The sequence below is a fragment of the Afipia massiliensis genome, assembly GCF_014203115.1.
Classification (GTDB): Bacteria; Pseudomonadota; Alphaproteobacteria; order Rhizobiales; family Xanthobacteraceae; genus Afipia; species Afipia massiliensis.
Genome location: NZ_JACHIJ010000003.1, coordinates 146589 through 164583, shown reverse-complemented (window position 1 = coordinate 164583; position 17995 = coordinate 146589). Strand labels below are relative to the sequence as shown.

22 protein-coding genes are annotated in these 17995 nt (G+C 62.7%); 13 read left to right on the top strand and 9 right to left on the bottom strand.

All coding sequences use genetic code 11. The features are described from left to right. The first annotated feature begins 245 nt into the window (after window positions 1–245). The 5 genes from ffh (at window position 246) to rplS (ending at window position 3939) form a co-directional block, all read left to right on the top strand. Window positions 246–1772: a signal recognition particle protein gene (gene ffh / locus HNQ36_RS10365; RefSeq protein WP_184084446.1), complete on the top strand. Its 1527-nt coding sequence runs from the start codon at window positions 246–248 to the stop codon at window positions 1770–1772. 45 nt (window positions 1773–1817) lie between these two features. Beyond that, window positions 1818–2150, top strand: a complete 333-nt coding sequence (gene rpsP, locus HNQ36_RS10360) for a 30S ribosomal protein S16 (RefSeq protein WP_046828266.1) — start codon at window positions 1818–1820, stop codon at window positions 2148–2150. Window positions 2151–2159: 9 nt separating this feature from the next. Then, entirely contained in the window at window positions 2160–2693 is a 534-nt protein-coding gene (gene rimM, locus HNQ36_RS10355) for a ribosome maturation factor RimM (RefSeq protein ID WP_184084443.1), read from the top strand. A 16-nt stretch (window positions 2694–2709) separates the two neighbouring features. Continuing rightward, window positions 2710–3438 (top strand): tRNA (guanosine(37)-N1)-methyltransferase TrmD, encoded by a 729-nt coding sequence (gene trmD / locus HNQ36_RS10350; protein ID WP_184084441.1) that lies wholly within the window; start codon window positions 2710–2712, stop codon window positions 3436–3438. A 102-nt stretch (window positions 3439–3540) separates the two neighbouring features. Beyond that, window positions 3541–3939, top strand: coding sequence for a 50S ribosomal protein L19 (gene rplS, locus HNQ36_RS10345; RefSeq protein WP_184084439.1), 399 nt, complete (start codon window positions 3541–3543; stop codon window positions 3937–3939). An 81-nt stretch (window positions 3940–4020) separates the two neighbouring features. On the opposite strand, the gene HNQ36_RS10340 is transcribed toward rplS, so the two are convergent. Further along, a complete protein-coding gene (locus HNQ36_RS10340) occupies window positions 4021–4434 on the bottom strand; it encodes a VOC family protein (protein WP_184084437.1) in 414 nt (137 codons plus the stop codon). A gap of 299 nt (window positions 4435–4733) precedes the next feature. Here HNQ36_RS10340 and leuC point away from each other — a divergent pair, with 299 nt between their 5' ends. Next, a complete protein-coding gene (gene leuC / locus HNQ36_RS10335; protein WP_184084435.1) occupies window positions 4734–6146 on the top strand; it encodes a 3-isopropylmalate dehydratase large subunit in 1413 nt (470 codons plus the stop codon). Between the two features lie 81 nt (window positions 6147–6227). On the opposite strand, the gene HNQ36_RS10330 is transcribed toward leuC, so the two are convergent. The 3 genes from HNQ36_RS10330 to HNQ36_RS10320 form a co-directional block, all read right to left on the bottom strand. After that, window positions 6228–6617 (bottom strand): hypothetical protein, encoded by a 390-nt coding sequence (locus tag HNQ36_RS10330; protein ID WP_184084433.1) that lies wholly within the window; start codon window positions 6615–6617, stop codon window positions 6228–6230. Between the two features lie 216 nt (window positions 6618–6833). Further along, window positions 6834–7148, bottom strand: coding sequence for a hypothetical protein (locus tag HNQ36_RS10325; protein ID WP_246395352.1), 315 nt, complete (start codon window positions 7146–7148; stop codon window positions 6834–6836). A 350-nt stretch (window positions 7149–7498) separates the two neighbouring features. After that, a complete protein-coding gene (locus tag HNQ36_RS10320) occupies window positions 7499–7756 on the bottom strand; it encodes a hypothetical protein (RefSeq protein ID WP_430641361.1) in 258 nt (85 codons plus the stop codon). A 221-nt stretch (window positions 7757–7977) separates the two neighbouring features. Between HNQ36_RS10320 and HNQ36_RS10315 the strand changes: the two genes are divergently transcribed. Then, on the top strand, window positions 7978–8376 hold the full coding sequence (locus tag HNQ36_RS10315; RefSeq protein WP_184084429.1) for a metallopeptidase family protein: 399 nt from the start codon (window positions 7978–7980) through the stop codon (window positions 8374–8376). Between the two features lie 51 nt (window positions 8377–8427). On the opposite strand, the gene HNQ36_RS10310 is transcribed toward HNQ36_RS10315, so the two are convergent. Beyond that, window positions 8428–8733, bottom strand: a complete 306-nt coding sequence (locus tag HNQ36_RS10310) for a hypothetical protein (RefSeq protein ID WP_184084427.1) — start codon at window positions 8731–8733, stop codon at window positions 8428–8430. An 86-nt stretch (window positions 8734–8819) separates the two neighbouring features. Between HNQ36_RS10310 and leuD the strand changes: the two genes are divergently transcribed. Continuing rightward, window positions 8820–9425 (top strand): 3-isopropylmalate dehydratase small subunit, encoded by a 606-nt coding sequence (leuD, locus tag HNQ36_RS10305; protein WP_184084425.1) that lies wholly within the window; start codon window positions 8820–8822, stop codon window positions 9423–9425. A gap of 121 nt (window positions 9426–9546) precedes the next feature. Here leuD and HNQ36_RS10300 read toward each other — a convergent pair whose 3' ends face one another. After that, entirely contained in the window at window positions 9547–10428 is an 882-nt protein-coding gene (locus tag HNQ36_RS10300) for an HpcH/HpaI aldolase/citrate lyase family protein (protein WP_184084423.1), read from the bottom strand. A gap of 185 nt (window positions 10429–10613) precedes the next feature. Here HNQ36_RS10300 and HNQ36_RS10295 point away from each other — a divergent pair, with 185 nt between their 5' ends. Further along, window positions 10614–11273, top strand: a complete 660-nt coding sequence (locus HNQ36_RS10295) for a carbonic anhydrase (protein ID WP_184084421.1) — start codon at window positions 10614–10616, stop codon at window positions 11271–11273. Between the two features lie 46 nt (window positions 11274–11319). Here the strand turns inward: HNQ36_RS10295 and HNQ36_RS10290 are convergent, their stop codons facing one another. Both HNQ36_RS10290 and HNQ36_RS10285 read right to left on the bottom strand, forming a co-directional pair. Next, window positions 11320–11901 (bottom strand): TIGR00645 family protein, encoded by a 582-nt coding sequence (locus tag HNQ36_RS10290; protein ID WP_184084419.1) that lies wholly within the window; start codon window positions 11899–11901, stop codon window positions 11320–11322. Window positions 11902–11934: 33 nt separating this feature from the next. Continuing rightward, window positions 11935–12969 (bottom strand): aspartate-semialdehyde dehydrogenase, encoded by a 1035-nt coding sequence (locus tag HNQ36_RS10285; protein ID WP_184084417.1) that lies wholly within the window; start codon window positions 12967–12969, stop codon window positions 11935–11937. 209 nt (window positions 12970–13178) lie between these two features. Between HNQ36_RS10285 and HNQ36_RS10280 the strand changes: the two genes are divergently transcribed. The 3 genes from HNQ36_RS10280 to HNQ36_RS10270 all read left to right on the top strand — a co-directional run bounded on the left by HNQ36_RS10280 (window position 13179) and on the right by HNQ36_RS10270 (window position 15282). After that, window positions 13179–14000, top strand: coding sequence for a hypothetical protein (locus tag HNQ36_RS10280; protein WP_184084415.1), 822 nt, complete (start codon window positions 13179–13181; stop codon window positions 13998–14000). A 25-nt stretch (window positions 14001–14025) separates the two neighbouring features. Then, a complete protein-coding gene (locus tag HNQ36_RS10275) occupies window positions 14026–14766 on the top strand; it encodes a hypothetical protein (RefSeq protein ID WP_184084413.1) in 741 nt (246 codons plus the stop codon). Window positions 14767–14904: 138 nt separating this feature from the next. Continuing rightward, window positions 14905–15282, top strand: coding sequence for a hypothetical protein (locus tag HNQ36_RS10270; protein ID WP_184084411.1), 378 nt, complete (start codon window positions 14905–14907; stop codon window positions 15280–15282). A 166-nt stretch (window positions 15283–15448) separates the two neighbouring features. Here the strand turns inward: HNQ36_RS10270 and leuB are convergent, their stop codons facing one another. Next, entirely contained in the window at window positions 15449–16561 is a 1113-nt protein-coding gene (gene leuB / locus HNQ36_RS10265; RefSeq protein ID WP_184084409.1) for a 3-isopropylmalate dehydrogenase, read from the bottom strand. 149 nt (window positions 16562–16710) lie between these two features. On the opposite strand from leuB, the gene HNQ36_RS10260 reads away from it, so the two are divergent. Then, on the top strand, window positions 16711–17895 hold the full coding sequence (locus tag HNQ36_RS10260; RefSeq protein WP_347339956.1) for a YbfB/YjiJ family MFS transporter: 1185 nt from the start codon (window positions 16711–16713) through the stop codon (window positions 17893–17895). Window positions 17896–17995 lie beyond the last annotated feature (100 nt).

Below are 17995 nucleotides of genomic sequence, written 5' to 3'. Positions count from 1 at the left end.
ACAGTTAGGTTCCCGGACGGTACATCGCAACCTGCCCCAGAATCAGCCTTTTTCGGTCCTTTCTTGACTTTTCGGGCTCCGGGGGGTTTAACCCCGGCACTTCTCGGAAAGACGTTCTTTTCGACCCGCCGCCCGGCACTGGATGCCGGAGGCCAACGCCCGACAGCGCTGTGCGCCCTCGGGCGTAAAAGTGTTTGGAATTTCACGTCCCCATTGGGACATGAGCAACGGGATACAGCGCGGCCATGTTCGACAATCTGTCGGAAAAGCTTGGAGGCATTCTCGATCGGCTGACGCGGCGCGGTGCGCTGTCGGAAGCCGATGTCGACGCCGCCATGCGCGAGGTGCGCCGCGCCCTGCTCGAGGCCGACGTCGCGCTCGACGTGGTGCGCTCGTTCATCGACAAGGTCCGCGAGCAGGCGATCGGCGCCACCGTGGTCAAGTCGGTGACCCCCGGCCAGATGGTCGTCAAGATCGTCCACGACGAACTGGTCGCAACGCTGGGCTCCGACGGCCAGCAAATCGATCTCAATGCGCCGGCTCCGGTCGCGATCATGATGGTCGGTCTGCAGGGCTCCGGCAAAACCACCACCACCGCGAAGCTGGCGCGTCGTCTCACCCAGCGCGACAAGAAAAAAGTTCTGATGGCGTCGCTCGACGTCTATCGCCCGGCCGCGCAGGAGCAGCTCGCAGTTCTGGGCCGCGATCTGTCGGTCGAAACGCTGCCCATCGTCGCAGGCCAGAAGCCGGTGCAGATCGCGCAGCGCGCGCTGCAGGCGGGCAAGCTCGGCGGTTACGACATCGTGCTGCTCGACACCGCGGGCCGCACCACCCTCGACGAAGAGATGATGACGGAAGCCGCGGAGGTGAAAACCGCCGCTAACCCTCATGAAGTGCTGCTGGTCGCCGATTCGCTGACCGGTCAGGACGCCGTCAATCTGGCGCGCGCCTTCGATCAGCGCGTCGGCCTCACCGGCATCGTGCTGACGCGCGTGGACGGCGACGGACGCGGCGGCGCTGCGCTGTCGATGCGCGCCGTCACCGGCAAGCCGATCAAACTGATCGGCACCGGCGAAAAGACCGACGCGCTGGAAGATTTTCATCCCTCGCGGATCGCAGGCCGCATCCTCGGCATGGGCGACGTCGTCTCCCTCGTCGAGAAGGCGGCGGCGCATATCGATGCCGAGAAAGCCGCGCGCGTCGCCGAGAAGATGCGCAAGGGCAAGTTCGACCTTGCCGACCTGCGCGATCAGCTTGCGCAGATGCAGACCATGGGCGGCCTCGGCGGGCTGATGGGCATGATGCCCGGCATCGCCAAGATGAAGAACCAGATCGCCGCCGCGAATCTCGACGACAAGGTCGTGAAGCGTCAGATGGCGGTGATCGATTCCATGACGCGCGATGAGCGCAAGAATCCCGACATCCTCAAGGCCAGCCGTAAAAAGCGCATCGCCGCCGGCGCGGGCCTCAAGGTCGAGGAAGTCAACAAGCTGCTCAAGATGCACCGGAACATGGCCGACATGATGAAGGCCATGGGGCAGGGCAAGCGCGGCCCGCTCGCAGGCATGGCGCAGGCGATGGGCTTTGGCGGCGGCGGCATGCCGTCGGCCGACGCGATGAAAGAACTGGCTGCGAAGATGCCCGGCGGAATTCCGCAAGGCGCGCCATCGCTGCCGAAAGATTTCCCAGGCGGACCTTCAGGTCTTGCGGGCCTGGGAAAACCGACTTTGCCAGGCCTCGGCGGATTTCCGGGGATCGGCAAGAAGAAATAGCCGAAACAGTTTTCACGAAATTCAAACACACCAACGGAGAATAGAATGTCAGTCGTTATCCGCCTTGCCCGCGCAGGCACCAAGAAGCGCCCGGTCTATCACGTCGTCGTCGCCGACTCGCGCTTCCCGCGCGATGGCCGCTTCATCGAGCGTCTCGGTTACTTCAACCCGCTGCTGCCGAAGGACAACGAGCTGCGCCTCAAGCTCGATATGGAGAAGGTCAAGGCCTGGCTCGCCAAGGGCGCACAGCCGTCGGACCGCGTGATGCGCTTCCTCGACGCCGCCGGCGTTGCCAAGCGCACCGTGCGCAACAATCCGGAGAAGGCCGTTCCGCGCAAGGAGCGCAAGGCTGCCGCCGAAGCCGCCGCCAAGGCATAACGCCGCTAAATGACAAAAGCGGCGCCGATCTGTGTTGCAAGAATCGGCGCCGCGCACGGTGTGCGCGGCGAGGTCAGGCTGTGGCCGTTCACCGAAGACCCGATGGCGGTGATCGATTACGGCCCGCTCTCGACCAAGGACGGCACGCGCCAGTTCGAAGTGGTGCGCGCCCGTATCGCCAAGGATCATCTGGTCGCCGTGCTCAAGGGCATCGCGACCCGCGAAGACGCCGAACGCATCAACGGCCTTGAGCTTTACATCGATCGCGGCAAACTTCCCGAGACGGACGAAGGCGAATACTACCACACCGACCTGATCGGACTGCGCGCGCTCGATCCGGCGGGCACCGAGATCGGCAAGGTGTTCGCCATCCATAATTTCGGCGCGGGCGACATCATCGAAATCGCGCCGCCGCAAGGCTCGACATTGCTGCTGCCGTTTACCGACGCCGTGGTGCCGACAGTCGATCTCACCGGCGGCCATGTGGTGATCGTGATGCCGCAAGAGATCGAAGGCGATTCTCCGCGCGACGCGGATATCTGAACGGGATACCCGAACCATGTGGCGCGCCACCGTGCTCACGCTGTTTCCGGAGATGTTTCCCGGCCCGCTTGGCATCAGCCTCGCGGGCAAGGCTCTGGCATCGAACCTGTGGGCGCTCGATGCGCGAGACATCCGCGACGCCGCCACCGACAAACACCGCAGCGTGGACGACACCCCGGCCGGCGGCGGACCCGGCATGGTGCTACGCGCCGACGTGCTGGCAGCGGCCATCGACGCCGCCGACATTGCTCCGGACCGCCCGCGCCTCCTGATGAGCCCGCGCGGCGCTCCGTTGACCCAGAAAAAGGTGACGGAACTCGCGGCCGGCCCCGGGCCGCTGATTGTCTGCGGCCGATTCGAGGGGATCGATCAGCGGGTCATCGAAGCCCGTGGGCTCGAGGAAGTGTCCATCGGGGACTATGTTCTCTCGGGGGGCGAAATCGCAGCGCTGGCCCTCCTGGACGCCTGCATCCGCCTTCTGCCGGGCGTTATGGGGAAGCTAAGCTCCGGAACGGACGAGAGTTTCTCGGATGGACTACTGGAATACCCCCAGTATACCCGCCCGCAGGAGTTCGAGGGCCAGACTATCCCCGACGTGCTGGTGTCGGGCGACCATGCCCGAATCGCGGCCTGGCGGCGGGCGGAGGCCGAAGCCCTGACCAAGACCCGGCGGCCGGACCTCTGGACGGCCAGAATCGCCCAGAACGTCGCTCCAAGGTCACGAAAAGACACGACGAAAGGGTGACAACGGGGCGGCTATGGCGTATACGACCGGCCAATCCGTGCACGTGCTGGATACGAATTTCCGCGCAGCCCCTTCCGGGCGCGCCGCCGATGGAGTTTTGTGATGAACATCATTCAAGAAATCGACAAGGAACAGCTGGAAAAGCTTTCCGCCGGAAAGACGATTCCCGATTTCGGTCCGGGCGACACCGTCATCGTCAACGTCAAGGTTGTCGAAGGCGAGCGTTCGCGCGTGCAGGCCTATGAAGGCGTTTGCATCGGCCGCAACGGCGGTGGCATCCACGAGAGCTTCACCGTCCGCAAGATTTCCTACGGCGAAGGCGTGGAGCGCGTGTTCCCGATCTACTCGCCGATGATCGACTCGATCAAGCTCGTGCGCCGCGGCAAGGTGCGTCGCGCCAAGCTGTATTACCTGCGCGGTCTGCGCGGCAAGTCGGCGCGCATCGTCGAAAAGCAGGACAACCGCGAAAAGGAAGCGCTCAAGGTCGCTTCGGGCAAGTAATCGCGCAGCGCTTGATGAACTACGTAAAAAGCGCGGCTCATCGCCGCGCTTTTTTGTTGTCTGAATCGGGTTCGGCAGCGCCTATTTCTGCTTCAGCGGCCCGTTCATGATCCAGCGATGGCCGAACGGGTCGCGCACGATCGCAGTCCGCGTGCCCCAGAACGAGTAGGTCGGCGTGACCTCGCCTTTCGCCCCTAATTTGGTGGCGCGCGTAAACACCTCGTCGACCTGTTCACCCGTTCCGAACTCGAGGCTGATCGACATCGTCACCGGTTCCCCCGGCAGTGGTGTGCGTGCGGTGCCGAATTCAGGAAACGCGTCGGACAGAAACAGCGCGCCGCCGTTGATCTCGAGTTCGCAGTGCAGAATGCGCAACCCGTCCATCGCCGGCATCAGCGCCTTCTGTTTGGCGTCGAAAGCGGCGGTGTAGAAGGCAATCGCGCCGGCGGCTGGCGAAACGGTCAGATACGGTGCAACCGGCGGGCGTGGAGACATTGTGCCATCCTGCGTAAGCTATTATCTGCCTAGTGTGGCGGTTCGCAAGTCCGCATCATTTCCGCAGCTCGGTCATCTGCGGACTTGCGAACCAAAGCCACACTAGAATCTATAATTGCTGGTGTCCTTTTGAATCCGAAGTTCGCTATGGAGCGCCCTGTAAAATGAGGGCGAACTTCGGATTCAGGACACCAGGATACTTTCCCCTTGAAAGTTAAGCGAGTAAAAAGGCCGCCTGTGCTACCGGCGGCCTGAAGGCCCCTAAACACCCATCCGGGCAGTTAAATCGGACGACGAAAATGGCCAAAGCGACGACTCTCTACGACAAGATCTGGAACGACCATCTGGTTGATGAGCAGCCCGACGGCACCTGCCTGCTCTACATCGACCGCCATCTTGTTCACGAGGTTACCTCGCCACAGGCGTTCGAAGGATTGCGCAACACCGGCCGCAAGGTTCGCGCGCCGCAGAAGACGCTCGCCGTGGTGGACCACAACGTCCCGACCACCGATCGCTCCAAGCCCAACCCAGATCCGGAAAGCGCCGAGCAGATCGCTACGCTCGCGGAGAACGCACGCGAGTTCGGCGTCGAATATTTCAACGAGCACGACAAGCGTCAGGGCATCGTGCACGTGATCGGTCCGGAGCAGGGCTTCACGCTGCCCGGCAGCACGATCGTCTGCGGCGACAGCCACACCTCGACGCATGGCGCATTCGGCGCACTGGCGCACGGCATCGGCACGTCGGAGGTCGAGCACGTGCTTGCCACCCAGACGCTGATCCAGAAGAAAGCCAAGAACATGCGCGCCACCGTCGACGGCACGTTGCCCGACGGCGTCACCGCGAAAGACATCATTCTCGCGATCATCGGCGAGATCGGCACCGCAGGCGGCACCGGCTACGTGCTCGAATACGCCGGTGACGCGATCCGCTCGCTGTCAATGGAAGGTCGCATGACGGTCTGCAACATGTCGATCGAAGGCGGCGCGCGCGCCGGCCTCATCGCGCCGGACGAGAAGGCCTACGAATTCCTGAAGGGCCGCCCGATGGCGCCGACAGGTGCCGCATGGGATGCCGCGATGCGTTACTGGCAGACGCTGCGCACCGACGACGGGGCATACTTCGATCACGAGATCCGGCTGGATGCCGCGAAGCTGCCGCCGATCGTGACCTGGGGCACATCGCCCGAGGACGTCGTGTCGATCTCAGGCTTCGTGCCGGACCCCGAGAAGATCGCGGATGAAGCCAAGCGGCTCTCGAAGCAGCGCGCGCTCGACTACATGGGCCTCAAGGCCGGCACGAAGATCACCGACATCAAGCTCGACCGCGTCTTCATCGGCTCCTGCACCAACGGGCGCATCGAGGATCTGCGCGCCGCCGCGAAAGTGGTCGCTGGTCATCACGTCAACGGCAACCTCAATGCGATGATCGTGCCGGGCTCGGGTCTTGTGAAGGAGCAGGCCGAGGCCGAAGGGCTCGACAAGATCTTCATCAAGGCCGGCTTCGAATGGCGCGAGCCGGGCTGCTCGATGTGCCTTGCGATGAATCCCGACAAGCTGTCGCCGGAAGAACGCTGCGCCTCGACCTCGAACCGCAACTTCGAAGGCCGACAGGGCTTCAAGGGCCGCACCCATCTGGTGTCGCCCGCCATGGCGGCAGCCGCGGCCATCGCCGGACACTTCGTTGATATCCGCGAGTGGCACGCGACCTGAACCAGCCGCAGCGATAACGATCGATCAAACAAAAAACAGGCGTCCTTTCGGGCGCCTGTTTCTTTTTGCGTCTTGTCCGGATTACCAGCCGAAGCCGATGCTGAAACGGGGACCGCCGTAGCCATAACCACGACCATAGCCATATCCTCCGTACGGATAGCCGTAGCCATAGGGCCGATAGTAGGCCGGCCGATAATAGGGACGGTAGTACGGACGATAGCCATACCCATAGCCGTAATACGGCCGGTAGTAGGGGCGATAATACGGCCGGTAATAGCGCGGGCCATAATAGTGGCCGTAGCGCCGGTAGTAGCGGCGGCGTGAGCTCACATCCGTCGGCTTGGCTTCATCCGCCAGTCGCGCATCATGGCCAGGCGAGACCGGCGGCGCGGCGCTCGCGGGTACGAGCGTCATCCAGCCGGCCAATGAAAGAGCGGCAGCGACGGCCGCGACTCCCACAAGCTTTCTCATTGCAGTTCTCCTCCGATCGTTGCTCGACACATTGAAGATAACGCGCATTGCCGATTTCCGTTTCATTTCGTCTTAACGGCGCCGGCTGACGCGCGACCCGGACGAAGCCGCCAACGCGGCCTCGCCTGGACCGAGATTGACGTCGGGTTTGCAGCAAGATCATGACATCAATCGTCACCGTGCCTGATCATGCTGCTGCTCCGGCCGAAGCGTCAATCAGGACCAGTGGCGGCGATACCAGTGGCGATGCCCGTGCCCACCATGGTGTCCGTGCCAGCCATGATGCCGCCGGTGCCAGCCGTGGTGTCCGTGCCAACCATGAGGACGATGCCAGCCGTGATGGCGGTGCCCGTGATGATGATGCCGGCGCCAGTGCACATCCGTCGTCATGGTCTCGGAGGCCTGTTTCGCCGCCGAACTGGTGCCCGGGTTAATCAGCGACATCGCCTGAGCGCGATCGCCCGGCACTGCGACCGCCAGCAGGCCGGCGATGGCCGCAAGTCCAAACATGGTTCTGATATTCATCTTCATGAACAGTCTCCTTGATGTGCAGATCTCAAACGAATTCCGGCGCATCGCATTACCTTCACCTGAATACGTTGAGGTCAGGCTAGGAAGAGCGACGTGAATGCGTCCTGAATGTCCGTGCCGCATTGATGAACGCATTGGCAGGCACGCGGCGTGCGCGGGAAAACCAGTCGGCGCGCCGTTTCACAATTTCGTCAGCACAAGGTATCGCCATGGTCGCGCAAGCGACCGCCGTTCGCGGTGCCGCAGCGGCAAAGCTTTCCGATAAATTGCGGTGACAGTCGTCGCCGATGGATGATGCGCTGTGGTTATCGCCGTCAGCACAATCGGCGCGCGTGGAAAACTGAAGCGCGTTAGCCGCTCCAGTAGCAGTTCATGCGCGGCACGATCACCGTTCCGCTCGGGCGGTATTCCTGCTCGTAGTAGGCGTTGCAGACGCGCTTGGAATTCGGGCCGGGATAGGTCGAACCGCGATAAATCCGAACGCGGCGTGGTGTGCGCCGAACGACCTCGCGGCTCTGCGCAGAAAATTCGTCTGCCGTGAGCCCGTGACCACTGGTCTTGACGTGAGTCGCCGTCGATTGCGCCTGCGCGCTCGCTGGAAGAGCCATAACAACCAGCCCTGCGAAAAGGCCCAAGAGACCGGAGAGAATGGCCGAAGTCCCTGCCCGCATCATGAAGCGCCGTCCCGTACTCTTTCCAATCGACGGGCGGCAAAGTCTCCGATCAGGACGCGCGCGTCAACAGGCGTGTCTCCGGCACGGCGGCGTCCCGTCGTTCCTTGATCCCCCGCCCCCTTGGCCCCGGCGGCCAAGCCTTCTAAACAAGACCGATGTGGCCAACCGCGAAATCCCCCAGCCTTGCCGACATGGAAGCCATCGCGCATGACGCGTTCGCGCGGCTGCCGAAACATTTCCGCGCGCTGTGCGAGGGCGTCATCATCCAGATCGATGATTTCCCCTCGGACGAAGTGCTCGAGGAAATGAAGGCCCAGAGCGAATTCGACCTGCTCGGGCTGTTTCAGGGCGTCGGCCTGCCGTTCCGCTCCAGCGGCGACGTGGCCCCGATGCCGAACATGGTCTGGCTCTATCGCCGCCCGATCCTCGATTACTGGGCGGAGCACGACGAGACGCTGGGCAACATCATCACCCATGTTCTGGTGCACGAGATCGGGCACCATTTCGGATTGTCCGACGACGACATGGAAACGATCGAGGCCTCGGTGACTTAAGTGCCTGGTCCCGGCATGCGGAAACCGGCTTTCGACGGGATCATGCCTCTCTCAGGAGGCGTCGCAGGCCGCGGTATCCGCAGGACGGCGTTTCCTGGCCGTTCCTGCCTCGTGCGACGGCTTGCATGGTTTCGCTGCGCTGGCACGGCCCAGCGGCTCGCGCTCGCAAACGCCGCCCATGATGCCTGCGGCTCTGACACAGTCCCGCGCGCTGCTGAACACACAGACCGGATTGTTGCGATCGAAATCCCTTCGGCACCACATCTCGGCCTGGGCGCTGCCGGGCGGCATCAGCATGACGATACCCACCGCCAAAAGAAGTGCTTTCGGCAAGGAACAACCGTGCATGGCGTTCATGATGTGTCCTCCCTCAGTGCATAGCCTTGACGGCAGTCATGGTATATTTAGAACAGCTCGAATTACATCCGGTTCACGGGAACATCATGGACAAGTTTACGACCCTCGAAGGCGTCGCGGCACCGCTGAAGATCATCAATGTCGATACCGACATGATCATCCCGAAGCAGTATCTCAAGACCATCAAGCGCACCGGCCTCGGCAAGGGACTGTTTTCCGAGCAGCGCTACAAGGACGATGGCAGCGAGAACCCGGATTTCGTCCTCAACAAGCCGTCCTATCGCAACGCCAAGATTCTCGTGGCCGGCGACAACTTCGGCTGCGGCTCGAGCCGCGAGCACGCGCCATGGGCGCTGGGAGATTTCGGCATCCGCTGCATCATCTCGACCTCGTTCGGCGACATTTTCTACAACAACTGCTTCAAGAACGGGATCCTGCCGATCCGCGTCTCGCAGGACGAACTCGACAAGCTGTTCGACGATGCGGATCGCGGCGCCAACGCCACGCTGACCATCGATCTTGAAAAGCAGGAAATCCGCGGTCCCGACGGCGGCACGATCAAGTTCGACCTCGATCCGTTCCGCAAGCACTGCATGCTGAACGGTCTCGACGACATTGGCCTGACGATGGAGAAGGGCAAGTCGATCGACGTGTTCGAGGCAAAGGAAAAAACCGAACGTCCGTGGCTGTGATTCAACCGAATTGATAAACTATGTCATGGCCGGGCTTGTCCCGGCCATCTACGTCTTCGGCTTCTAAAACAGATAGACGTGGATGCCCGGGACAAGCCCGGGCATGACGAGCAGCGTTATCTCAACTCACCTTCAAGGCCGCGATCGCATCGGCGATCGCAATGGTCCGCTTGGCCATTTCGACATGCAGCCGCTCGACCATCTGGCCGTCGAGCTGAACCACGCCCTTGTTCGCGTTCTCCGGCAGATCGAACACGCCCATGATCTTGCGCGCGCGGGCGATCTCCTCGGCGGGCGGCGTGTAGGCCGCGTTGGCCGCATCGATCTGTCCCGGGTGAATCAGCGTCTTGCCGTCGAAACCCATGTCGCGGCCCTGCGCGCACTCCTTCGCGAAACCCGCGACGTCGCTGATGTCGTTATAGGGACCGTCGAGAATCTCGATGCCCGCGGCCCGCGCGGCCACGATGCAATGGGTAAACAGCGGCAGCATCGCCGCGCGTCCCGGCAGCATCCGCATCCGTGTTTCGCGCGCGATGTCGTTCGGCCCCATGATGAAGCCAGCCAGCCGCTTGTCGCCTTCGCGCGCCGTAGCCGCGATCTGCTGTGCGGAGAGAACCGCGATCGGGCTCTCGATCATGGCCCAGAGGGAAATTGCCGGAGCGGCCTTGAGCGCGCGCAGCCGCTCCTCCAGCTTTTTCACATCATCGGGGCTCGAGATTTTCGGCACCAGAATTCCGTCCGGCTGCGCGGCGGCGGCCATCGCCAGATCGTCCTGCCACCACGGCGATTCCAGGTTGTTGATGCGGATGATGATCTCCCGCTTGCCGAAGCCCTTCGCGGCGACGGCGTCCGCGATCTGGCCGCGGGCCATCGGCTTGGCGTCGGGCGCGACGGAATCCTCAAGGTCCAGAATAACGCCGTCGGAGGGCAGGTTCCGCGCCTTGTCGAGCGCCCGTGCATTCGAACCCGGCATGAACAAGACACTGCGGCGCGGACGGATCATGGCTGGGTTTCCATTGGGGAAGCAGCCTGAGTAGCACTTCGGCCCTGCCGCCGAAAGACTTGTTCCGGCGGCGCTCCTAGGTTAGCCAACCGGTGTCCTGAATCCGAAGCTCGCTGGTTTTTGCGGCACGTTCCGTCGCGTCCTTCGGATTCAAAGGACACAGGAAAGAATTTGCGAGGCCTCCCATGTCACCCTTTCCCGAACACCTGCTCACCGGCTACCAGACCTTCGTCACCCAGCGCCTGCCCACCGAACAGTCGCGCTACCGCGAACTGTCGCAAATCGGCCAATCCCCCGAAGTCATGGTGATCGGCTGCTGCGATTCCCGTGTGTCGCCGGAAGTGATCTTCGACGCCGGGCCGGGCGAATTGTTCGTCGTGCGCAACGTCGCCAACCTGGTGCCCGTCTTCCAGCCAGACGGGAACGCGCACGGCGTCTCGGCGGCGCTGGAATATGCGATTCAGGTCCTGAAAATAAAACACATCGTCGTGCTCGGGCACGCGCAATGCGGCGGCATTCGCGCCTTCGTCGACGACAGCGCGCCGCTGTCGCCGGGCGACTTCATCGGCAAATGGATGTCGATGTTCGTCAAGCCGGGCGAGAAGGTCGCGCAGCGCGACCACGAAACCATGCAGCAGTTCGTGACGCGGATCGAGAAGGCCGCGATTCTGCGCAGCCTCGAAAACCTGATGACGTTTCCGTTCGTGAAGAATCGCGTCGGAAGCGGCGAACTGCAGTTGCACGGCGCCTATTTCGGCGTCGCCGAAGGCTCACTGTCCATCGTCGATCAGTCGACCAACGAATTCAGCCGCGTCTATCAAAGCGCCCTAGCGTCCCAGACATAAAGCTGGACGCGCATTCGGGCGGCAAGTCCGTTCGGCGGAAGAAGCGCTAGTGGGCCTTGTCCGCAGCGCCGTGACCGCCGAGCTTGTCCGACCACACGATCAGCAGCGTCGAGACGACGAATACAAGATGGATGCCGGCGAGCCAGCCGAGCTTCTGGGCGTCGAACGCCACATCGATGTTCATGAAGGCTTTCAGCACCTGTATTGCTGAAATCGCGACGATCGACGCGAGCAATTTCTGCTTCAGCCCGGCGAAATCAACCTTGGTCATCCATTCCGGCCAGTCGGGATGGCCGCGCGGATCGATCCGCGAAACGAAATTCTCGTACCCCGAGAACACCACGATCAGAATGAGATTGCCGGTGAGCGACACGTCGATCAGCGACAGCACACCGAGAATGATGTCGGATTCCTTCGCCGCCGGCGCGTGCAGTACGAACTCGACCAGCAGCAGGACGAACTTGAACAGCAGCACAACGAGGCTGACGACGAGCCCGAGATAGAACGGCGCCATCAGCCAGCGGCTGTTGAACAGCACGGTCTCAAACGCCTTCTCGCCGCGCTTGAGCGCGGGATTGGGCGCATACTCGGCAGTGGCGGGCCGGTGCTCAGATGGCTCGTTCGTCATCCTGGTCCCGGCCCCCGTGTCCTGAAGTGCTGCTCAGGCTGCTTTCTTTTTCGGCTGCAACAGCTTGCGGTTGACGAGGCATTCCGCGATCTGGATCGCGTTCAGCGCCGCACCCTTGCGCAGATTGTCCGACACGCACCACAGCACGAGACCGTTCTCCACCGTCGCGTCCTCGCGGATACGGCTGATGTAGGTGGCGTCCTCACCCGCGGCTTCGTACGGCGTGACGTAACCGCCGGGCTCGCGCTTGTCGATCACGAGACAACCCGGCGCGGTGCGCAGGATGTCGCGGGCTTCGTCCTCCGAGATCGGATTTTCGAACTCGATGTTGACGGCTTCGGAATGCCCGACGAACACCGGGACGCGCACGCAGGTCGCGGACATTTTGATTTTGGGATCAAGAATCTTCTTGGTCTCCATCATCATCTTCCACTCTTCCTTGGTGTAGCCATCCTCCATGAACACGTCGATCTGCGGGATGACGTTGAAGGCGATACGCTTCGGGAATTTATTATTGATCAGTTCGCTGTTGGTGTAGACGGCCTTGGTCTGCGAGAACAACTCGTCCATCGCATCCTTGCCGGCGCCGGACACCGACTGATAGGTCGAGACCACCACGCGCTTGATCACTGCCTTGTCGTGCAATGGCTTCAGCGCGACGACGAGTTGCGCCGTCGAGCAGTTCGGATTGGCGATGATGCCCTTCTTGGTGAAGCCGGCAACAGCGTCCGCGTTCACTTCAGGCACGATCAGCGGCACGTCGGGGTCCATTCGCCACGTCGACGAATTGTCGATCACCACAGCGCCAGCGGCTGCGATCTTCGGCGACCATTCCTTGGACACAGCTCCGCCGGCCGACATCAGGCAGATATCGACATCGCTGAAATCGTAATGCTCCAGCGCTTTGCATTTCAGGGTGCGGTCGCCATAGGACACTTCGACGCCCATGCTGCGGCGGGAGGCCAATGCGACCACCTCGTCAGCCGGAAAACTGCGTTCGTCCAGAATGTTGAGCATTTCCCGGCCCACGTTGCCGGTCGCTCCAACTAGCGCAACCTTGTAACCCATCGTTGACTCTCCGAAGAAAAATGCTTCGCCACCGCAGCCTGCGGAAGGGAAGAGCGAGCGCTTCTATGCGAAAAACGGCCCAAATACAACGCAGAAGCAACTGCGGGGGCAGGTTGGACGTCAAGTGGCGGCAGGTCTTGCGACCATGGCCACGGCGGAAGCTCGTTCCCGTTTTATGACCGGAACAGAACGTCCGCCACGAGTCATATATGAACCCGATCCTGCTCGATCAGCCCCTCCCGGATGCGTCCGGCATTCATCCGGCGTTGCGCAGCTTCGCCGACGAATGCAGCGCGATCGCCGTCCGTATTCTGGCTTATGTCTGCGGCCTCGCTGTGCTCGCCGTCATCGCGGTGGATCTGGTGTCCGCCGTGCCGGTCGCGGCCAATACCGGACTTCCGGCGCTCCCCTCGGCCCCCGGCTGGACACCGGCCAGCCGCCCGCATCCGGCCTTCGCCATCAGCAAGCTGGATTTATCCGACAGAACAAATGCTTACGATATCCTCCGGCACCCGGAAGGCGGCCGCAAGGATATCTTGCGCTGGGCCGCGACCGCCGGCCAAGCCCCCAACGCGGAAGTCGAGATTTACCGCCCCGGCGGTGAGCTCGATGCTTTCGCCGCCGTTGACGCCGACATCGCCGCCCGGATGGCCGGACAGGCCACCGACGCGACCGAACCGGCCGGTTTCATCGACACCAAATTCGGCCATGTCCCGCTGATCCGTTTCAGCGGGGCTGCCCCGCACGGCAAGCAGGCCTGCCTAGGCTTTGCCAAGACCTTCGCGACCCCGAGCGTCCGGATCAGCGGTTGGGCCTGTCAGGCCGATACGCTGGCCGGTCAGCACGCCTTTGTCGGCTGCACTCTGAACCGGCTGATCCTGCTCTCCGCGGGCAACGATCCGAAAATGGCCGAGCTGTTCGCACGCGCCGAACTCCGGCGTCACAGCTGCAACCCGACGACCATCACAGCAACGAACTGGATTGCATCCAGCGACGCTCCGCAATTGCGCGGCGGACTCACACAGAATTGAGACGATCAACGACAGGAATTTGAAAATGTCCTTCGGTCCGAATGATATGTCGATCAGCACCCACGCCGGCAGGGCGGTACGCTATTCCTTTTATATCGCAGGGACCGTGGCATTCGCCCTCATCGCCGTCGCGGTTGTGCGCGTCTCGAGCTTTTTCAGTCAGCCGTCGATCGCCAGTTCCAAGGCGTCTTTCCAGATCAACGCGCCGGAACTCACGAGGTTGTCATCGACCGCCAACGCGGCCCGATTCAGCGGGGGCTGGCAGAATGTCCTGCAATACGGCCAGGTTTACGATCGCAACACCGACTTCACGCTCGTGATCAACATGCCGTCGAGTCCCGACACGCCGGTGGTCCGCGATTATTCGTCGGAGATGTCCAGTCTGCGGCCGCTGCTGCGCACGGCGTATACCGGCATGGGCCGAGCGACGACCTACTACGATCTCGAAACGCGGTTCGGCCCGGTCCGCGCCGCGAACTTCCAGATCAACTCCGATGGTCAGATCAAACTCTGCGTGTCCTATCTCAGCCGCTTCGACACCACCGCCGTGTATCTCAAGGGCTGGTACTGCGAAGCAAGCGGCGCGCGCCCGAATTTTCACACCCTGGCCTGCATGATCGACCGCATCAGCGTGAAGGGCGTGCTGCCCACCGCCGCCGCGCAGACCTTCTTCGAGGAACGAATGAAGCGGTCGCCGCGTTGCACTGCCGAGCCGGTGTCACAAACCACCGATACCCGGCCGCAGCGCCCGCCCCGCCGGCTCTAAAACGGACGATTAGCGCGTGGCCGGCCCCCTTGGGACAGACCCGCGCAATATGCCGAACAAGTGTGGCCCTTTAGTCCTTGTGGCACCCCGTTCCGAGCGGGTATGGTGCGACGCAATTGGAATTCCCGTGAGGATATAATGGCTTTGAAGTCTTCTGGCGCGAAGGTTCTGGCGCTCCTGCTGGCGAGCGCTGCGGTTGCAGTGGTCGCGCTTGGCGCAACCGCCGCCGATGCCCAGACCCGGAAGCGCACCATCGAGAACGATCCGACCTATGACGGTCCGCCGCGCAAGGCGGTCAACTCGTCCTACCAGCGTGGCCGGACCCGCGTTTACGTAACGCGCCGCTCGTGGCTCGATGCCGGCACCGAAGTTGTTCCCGGCGAGCGCAAGTTCACCGACTACGCCTTCCCGCCCGGCTATTCCTATGGCCAGCAGATCGACCGGCTGTACACCAGCCGCCGTCCGCTCGGCGACCAGTGGGACACCGGCATGCCGTTCCCGTTCCCGCTCTACTGATTTGTCAGCGACCGTTTTTCAATCGGGCATGACCTGATCCGAAAACCGGTTTCCACTTTTCGGGGTCATGCCCCAACGAAAATGCCCGGCGCGAGCCGGGCATTTTTTATGGCGAATTGCATAAGGCGAGACAGCGACGAACTTCGCCCGAAAGGGCGAAATGGTGTCAGCCCGCCAATGAGTCCAGTTCCGCGACAATCGCCTCGCCCATCTGCGACGTCGAGATGATTTTCGCGCCGTCCGACTTGATGTCGGCGGTGCGAAGGCCCTTGGCCAGCGTCGCGGCGATCGCCGCGTCGATCATGTCGGCTTCCTTCTGAAGATCGAACGAGTAGCGCAGCGCCATCACGAACGACGCGATCATCGCGATTGGATTGGCCATGCCCTTGCCGGCGATGTCCGGCGCCGAACCGTGCACCGGCTCATACAGCGCCTTGCGCTTCTTGGTCTTCGGATCGGTCTCGCCCAGTGACGCCGACGGCAGCATGCCGAGCGAACCAGTCAGCATCGCAGCAATATCCGAGAGCATGTCGCCGAACAGGTTATCGGTGACGATGACGTCGAACTGCTTCGGCCAGCGCACCAGCTGCATGCCGCCGGCGTCGGCCAGCTGATGCTCAAGCTCGACGTCCTTGTATTCGCGCGCATGCACCTGCGTGACGACTTCCTTCCAGAGCACGCCGCTCTTCATGACGTTGTGCTTTTCCATCGACGTCATCTTGTTGCGGCGCTTGCGTGCGAGATCGAACGCGACGCGCGAGATGCGCTCGATTTCGTAGGTGTCGTAGACCTGCGTATCGACGGCGCGCTTCTGGCCATTGCCGAGATCGGTGATGGTCTTCGGCTCGCCGAAGTACACGCCGCCGGTCAGCTCGCGCACGATCATGATGTCGAGGCCTTCGACGACCTCTTTCCGGAGGCTGGAGGCTTCCGCCAGCGCCGGATAGCAGATCGCGGGACGCAGGTTGGCGAACAGCGCCATGTCCTTGCGCAGCCGCAACAGGCCCGCTTCGGGGCGCGCTTCGTAAGGAACATCCGCCCACTTCGGACCACCGACCGCGCCGAAGATCACGGCGTCCGCGGCCTGCGCCCGCGCCATGGTGGCGTCGGTGATCGCGACCTTGTCGGCGTCGTAGCTCGATCCGCCGACCAGACCGGTCTCGGTCTCGAATCTGGCAATGCCGCGCTTGCCCAGCCAGTCGATGACGCGCTTCACCTCCGCCATCACTTCGGTGCCGATACCGTCGCCGGGAAGAAGCAGGAGTTTATGCGATGCCATGATCGATATGCCTTGAATTGTTGACTATCTGCGCGTGGTGCGCGGACTTGCTAAAACGCCCTTGCAGAATTGGCAAGACACCATTGCCGCCTCGCGATTGGTCAAATACCGCCGAAACTGCCAAGCTGGCGCCCCTGCCGGAGCCGCCCGTGACATCCCCCGAGTCCGCCACCCCGTTCGCGCATCCGATGCGCATGATCCTGATCATCTCGCTGGCCGCCGCCATCGGGCTCGGCATCGGCCGTTTCGCCTATTCGCTGGTCTTGCCCGACATGCGCGACTCGCTCGGCTGGTCGTATTCGACCGCGGGCTTCATGAACACGGTCAACGCCATCGGCTATCTCGCCGGCGCGCTCGGCGCGGCATCCTTCATCCGCCGCGTCGGCCTGTTCCGCGCGACATGGATCGGCGCGCTGGCCTGCGTCGTTTCGCTCGGGATCTGCGCGCTGTCGGGCAACGTGATTCTTTTCAGTTTCGGCCGCCTGCTCTCGGGCCTTGGGGCTGCGGCGACATTCGTCGGCGGCGGCACGCTGGCCGCGACCATCGCGCAATCGCGACCTGAGAAATCGGCGGTGCTGCTCAGCCTGTTCTACACCGGCCCGGGCACCGGCCTGATCGTGTCGGGACTGGCCGCGCCGTTCCTGCTGCAGTATTTCGGCCCCGGCTCGTGGTGGATCGTGTGGACGGTGCTGACCGTGCTGACGGCCCTGATGATGATTCCGCTGCTGCTGAATCCCGTCGACGTTCCCGCAACCAAAACATCGACCGCAACATCATCGATCGCGCTGCGCCCGATCGCGTTTTATCTCGCCGGCTATTTCCTGTTCGGCGCGGGTTACATCGCCTACATGACCTTCATGATCGCCTATGTGCGCGACGGCGGCGGAGACGCGGCGGCGCAGAGCGGGTTCTGGTGCCTGATCGGACTGATGTCGTTCGTGGGACCATGGCTGTGGCGCGGGCTGATGGCGCGCGGCGAAAGCGGCATGACGACGGCGATCATGATCGGCGTTACGTGCCTGGGCACCTTCATCGCGCTGCTCGGCACATCGCCGATGCTGCTGGCGGCGTCGGCGTTCGTGTTCGGCCTGTCGTTCTTTCCGGTGGTGGCCGCCACCACCGTTTTTGCGCGCCTCAACTATCCGCCGGAGGCGTGGCCGAAAGCGATCGGCATCCTGACCATCACCTTCGGCATCGGCCAAACACTCGGCCCGTTCGTCACCGGCGCCATCACCGACGCGATGGGGAGCCTGTCCTACGCGCTGACGATCTCGACGGCCGCGCTGGCGCTGGGCGCGGTGTTGTGCGCGTTTCAAAGGCCGTTGAAGGGGTAACGCCCGTCATTGCGAGGAGCGTTAGCGACGAAGCAATCCAGGATGCGCTGGATTTAGTTTCCGTTCGTCCTCGCGCAAGCGGGGACCCAGAGCAAAGAAC

Coding starts and splice junctions, on each gene's coding strand:
- HNQ36_RS10330 (WP_184084433.1), bottom strand. CDS start 6,617: ATGAGAAAGCTTGTGGGAGTCGCGGCCGTCGCTGCCGCTCTTTCATTG.
- HNQ36_RS10340 (WP_184084437.1), bottom strand. CDS start 4,434: ATGTCTCCACGCCCGCCGGTTGCACCGTATCTGACCGTTTCGCCAGCC.
- HNQ36_RS10295 (WP_184084421.1), top strand. CDS start 10,614: ATGTCACCCTTTCCCGAACACCTGCTCACCGGCTACCAGACCTTCGTC.
- HNQ36_RS10320 (WP_430641361.1), bottom strand. CDS start 7,756: ATGGCTCTTCCAGCGAGCGCGCAGGCGCAATCGACGGCGACTCACGTC.
- rpsP (WP_046828266.1), top strand. CDS start 1,818: ATGTCAGTCGTTATCCGCCTTGCCCGCGCAGGCACCAAGAAGCGCCCG.
- leuC (WP_184084435.1), top strand. CDS start 4,734: ATGGCCAAAGCGACGACTCTCTACGACAAGATCTGGAACGACCATCTG.
- HNQ36_RS10275 (WP_184084413.1), top strand. CDS start 14,026: ATGTCCTTCGGTCCGAATGATATGTCGATCAGCACCCACGCCGGCAGG.
- leuB (WP_184084409.1), bottom strand. CDS start 16,561: ATGGCATCGCATAAACTCCTGCTTCTTCCCGGCGACGGTATCGGCACC.
- HNQ36_RS10300 (WP_184084423.1), bottom strand. CDS start 10,428: ATGATCCGTCCGCGCCGCAGTGTCTTGTTCATGCCGGGTTCGAATGCA.
- HNQ36_RS10315 (WP_184084429.1), top strand. CDS start 7,978: ATGTGGCCAACCGCGAAATCCCCCAGCCTTGCCGACATGGAAGCCATC.
- rplS (WP_184084439.1), top strand. CDS start 3,541: ATGAACATCATTCAAGAAATCGACAAGGAACAGCTGGAAAAGCTTTCC.
- HNQ36_RS10290 (WP_184084419.1), bottom strand. CDS start 11,901: ATGACGAACGAGCCATCTGAGCACCGGCCCGCCACTGCCGAGTATGCG.
- leuD (WP_184084425.1), top strand. CDS start 8,820: ATGGACAAGTTTACGACCCTCGAAGGCGTCGCGGCACCGCTGAAGATC.
- trmD (WP_184084441.1), top strand. CDS start 2,710: ATGTGGCGCGCCACCGTGCTCACGCTGTTTCCGGAGATGTTTCCCGGC.
- rimM (WP_184084443.1), top strand. CDS start 2,160: ATGACAAAAGCGGCGCCGATCTGTGTTGCAAGAATCGGCGCCGCGCAC.
- HNQ36_RS10280 (WP_184084415.1), top strand. CDS start 13,179: ATGAACCCGATCCTGCTCGATCAGCCCCTCCCGGATGCGTCCGGCATT.
- HNQ36_RS10285 (WP_184084417.1), bottom strand. CDS start 12,969: ATGGGTTACAAGGTTGCGCTAGTTGGAGCGACCGGCAACGTGGGCCGG.
- HNQ36_RS10310 (WP_184084427.1), bottom strand. CDS start 8,733: ATGAACGCCATGCACGGTTGTTCCTTGCCGAAAGCACTTCTTTTGGCG.
- HNQ36_RS10325 (WP_246395352.1), bottom strand. CDS start 7,148: ATGAAGATGAATATCAGAACCATGTTTGGACTTGCGGCCATCGCCGGC.
- HNQ36_RS10270 (WP_184084411.1), top strand. CDS start 14,905: ATGGCTTTGAAGTCTTCTGGCGCGAAGGTTCTGGCGCTCCTGCTGGCG.
- ffh (WP_184084446.1), top strand. CDS start 246: ATGTTCGACAATCTGTCGGAAAAGCTTGGAGGCATTCTCGATCGGCTG.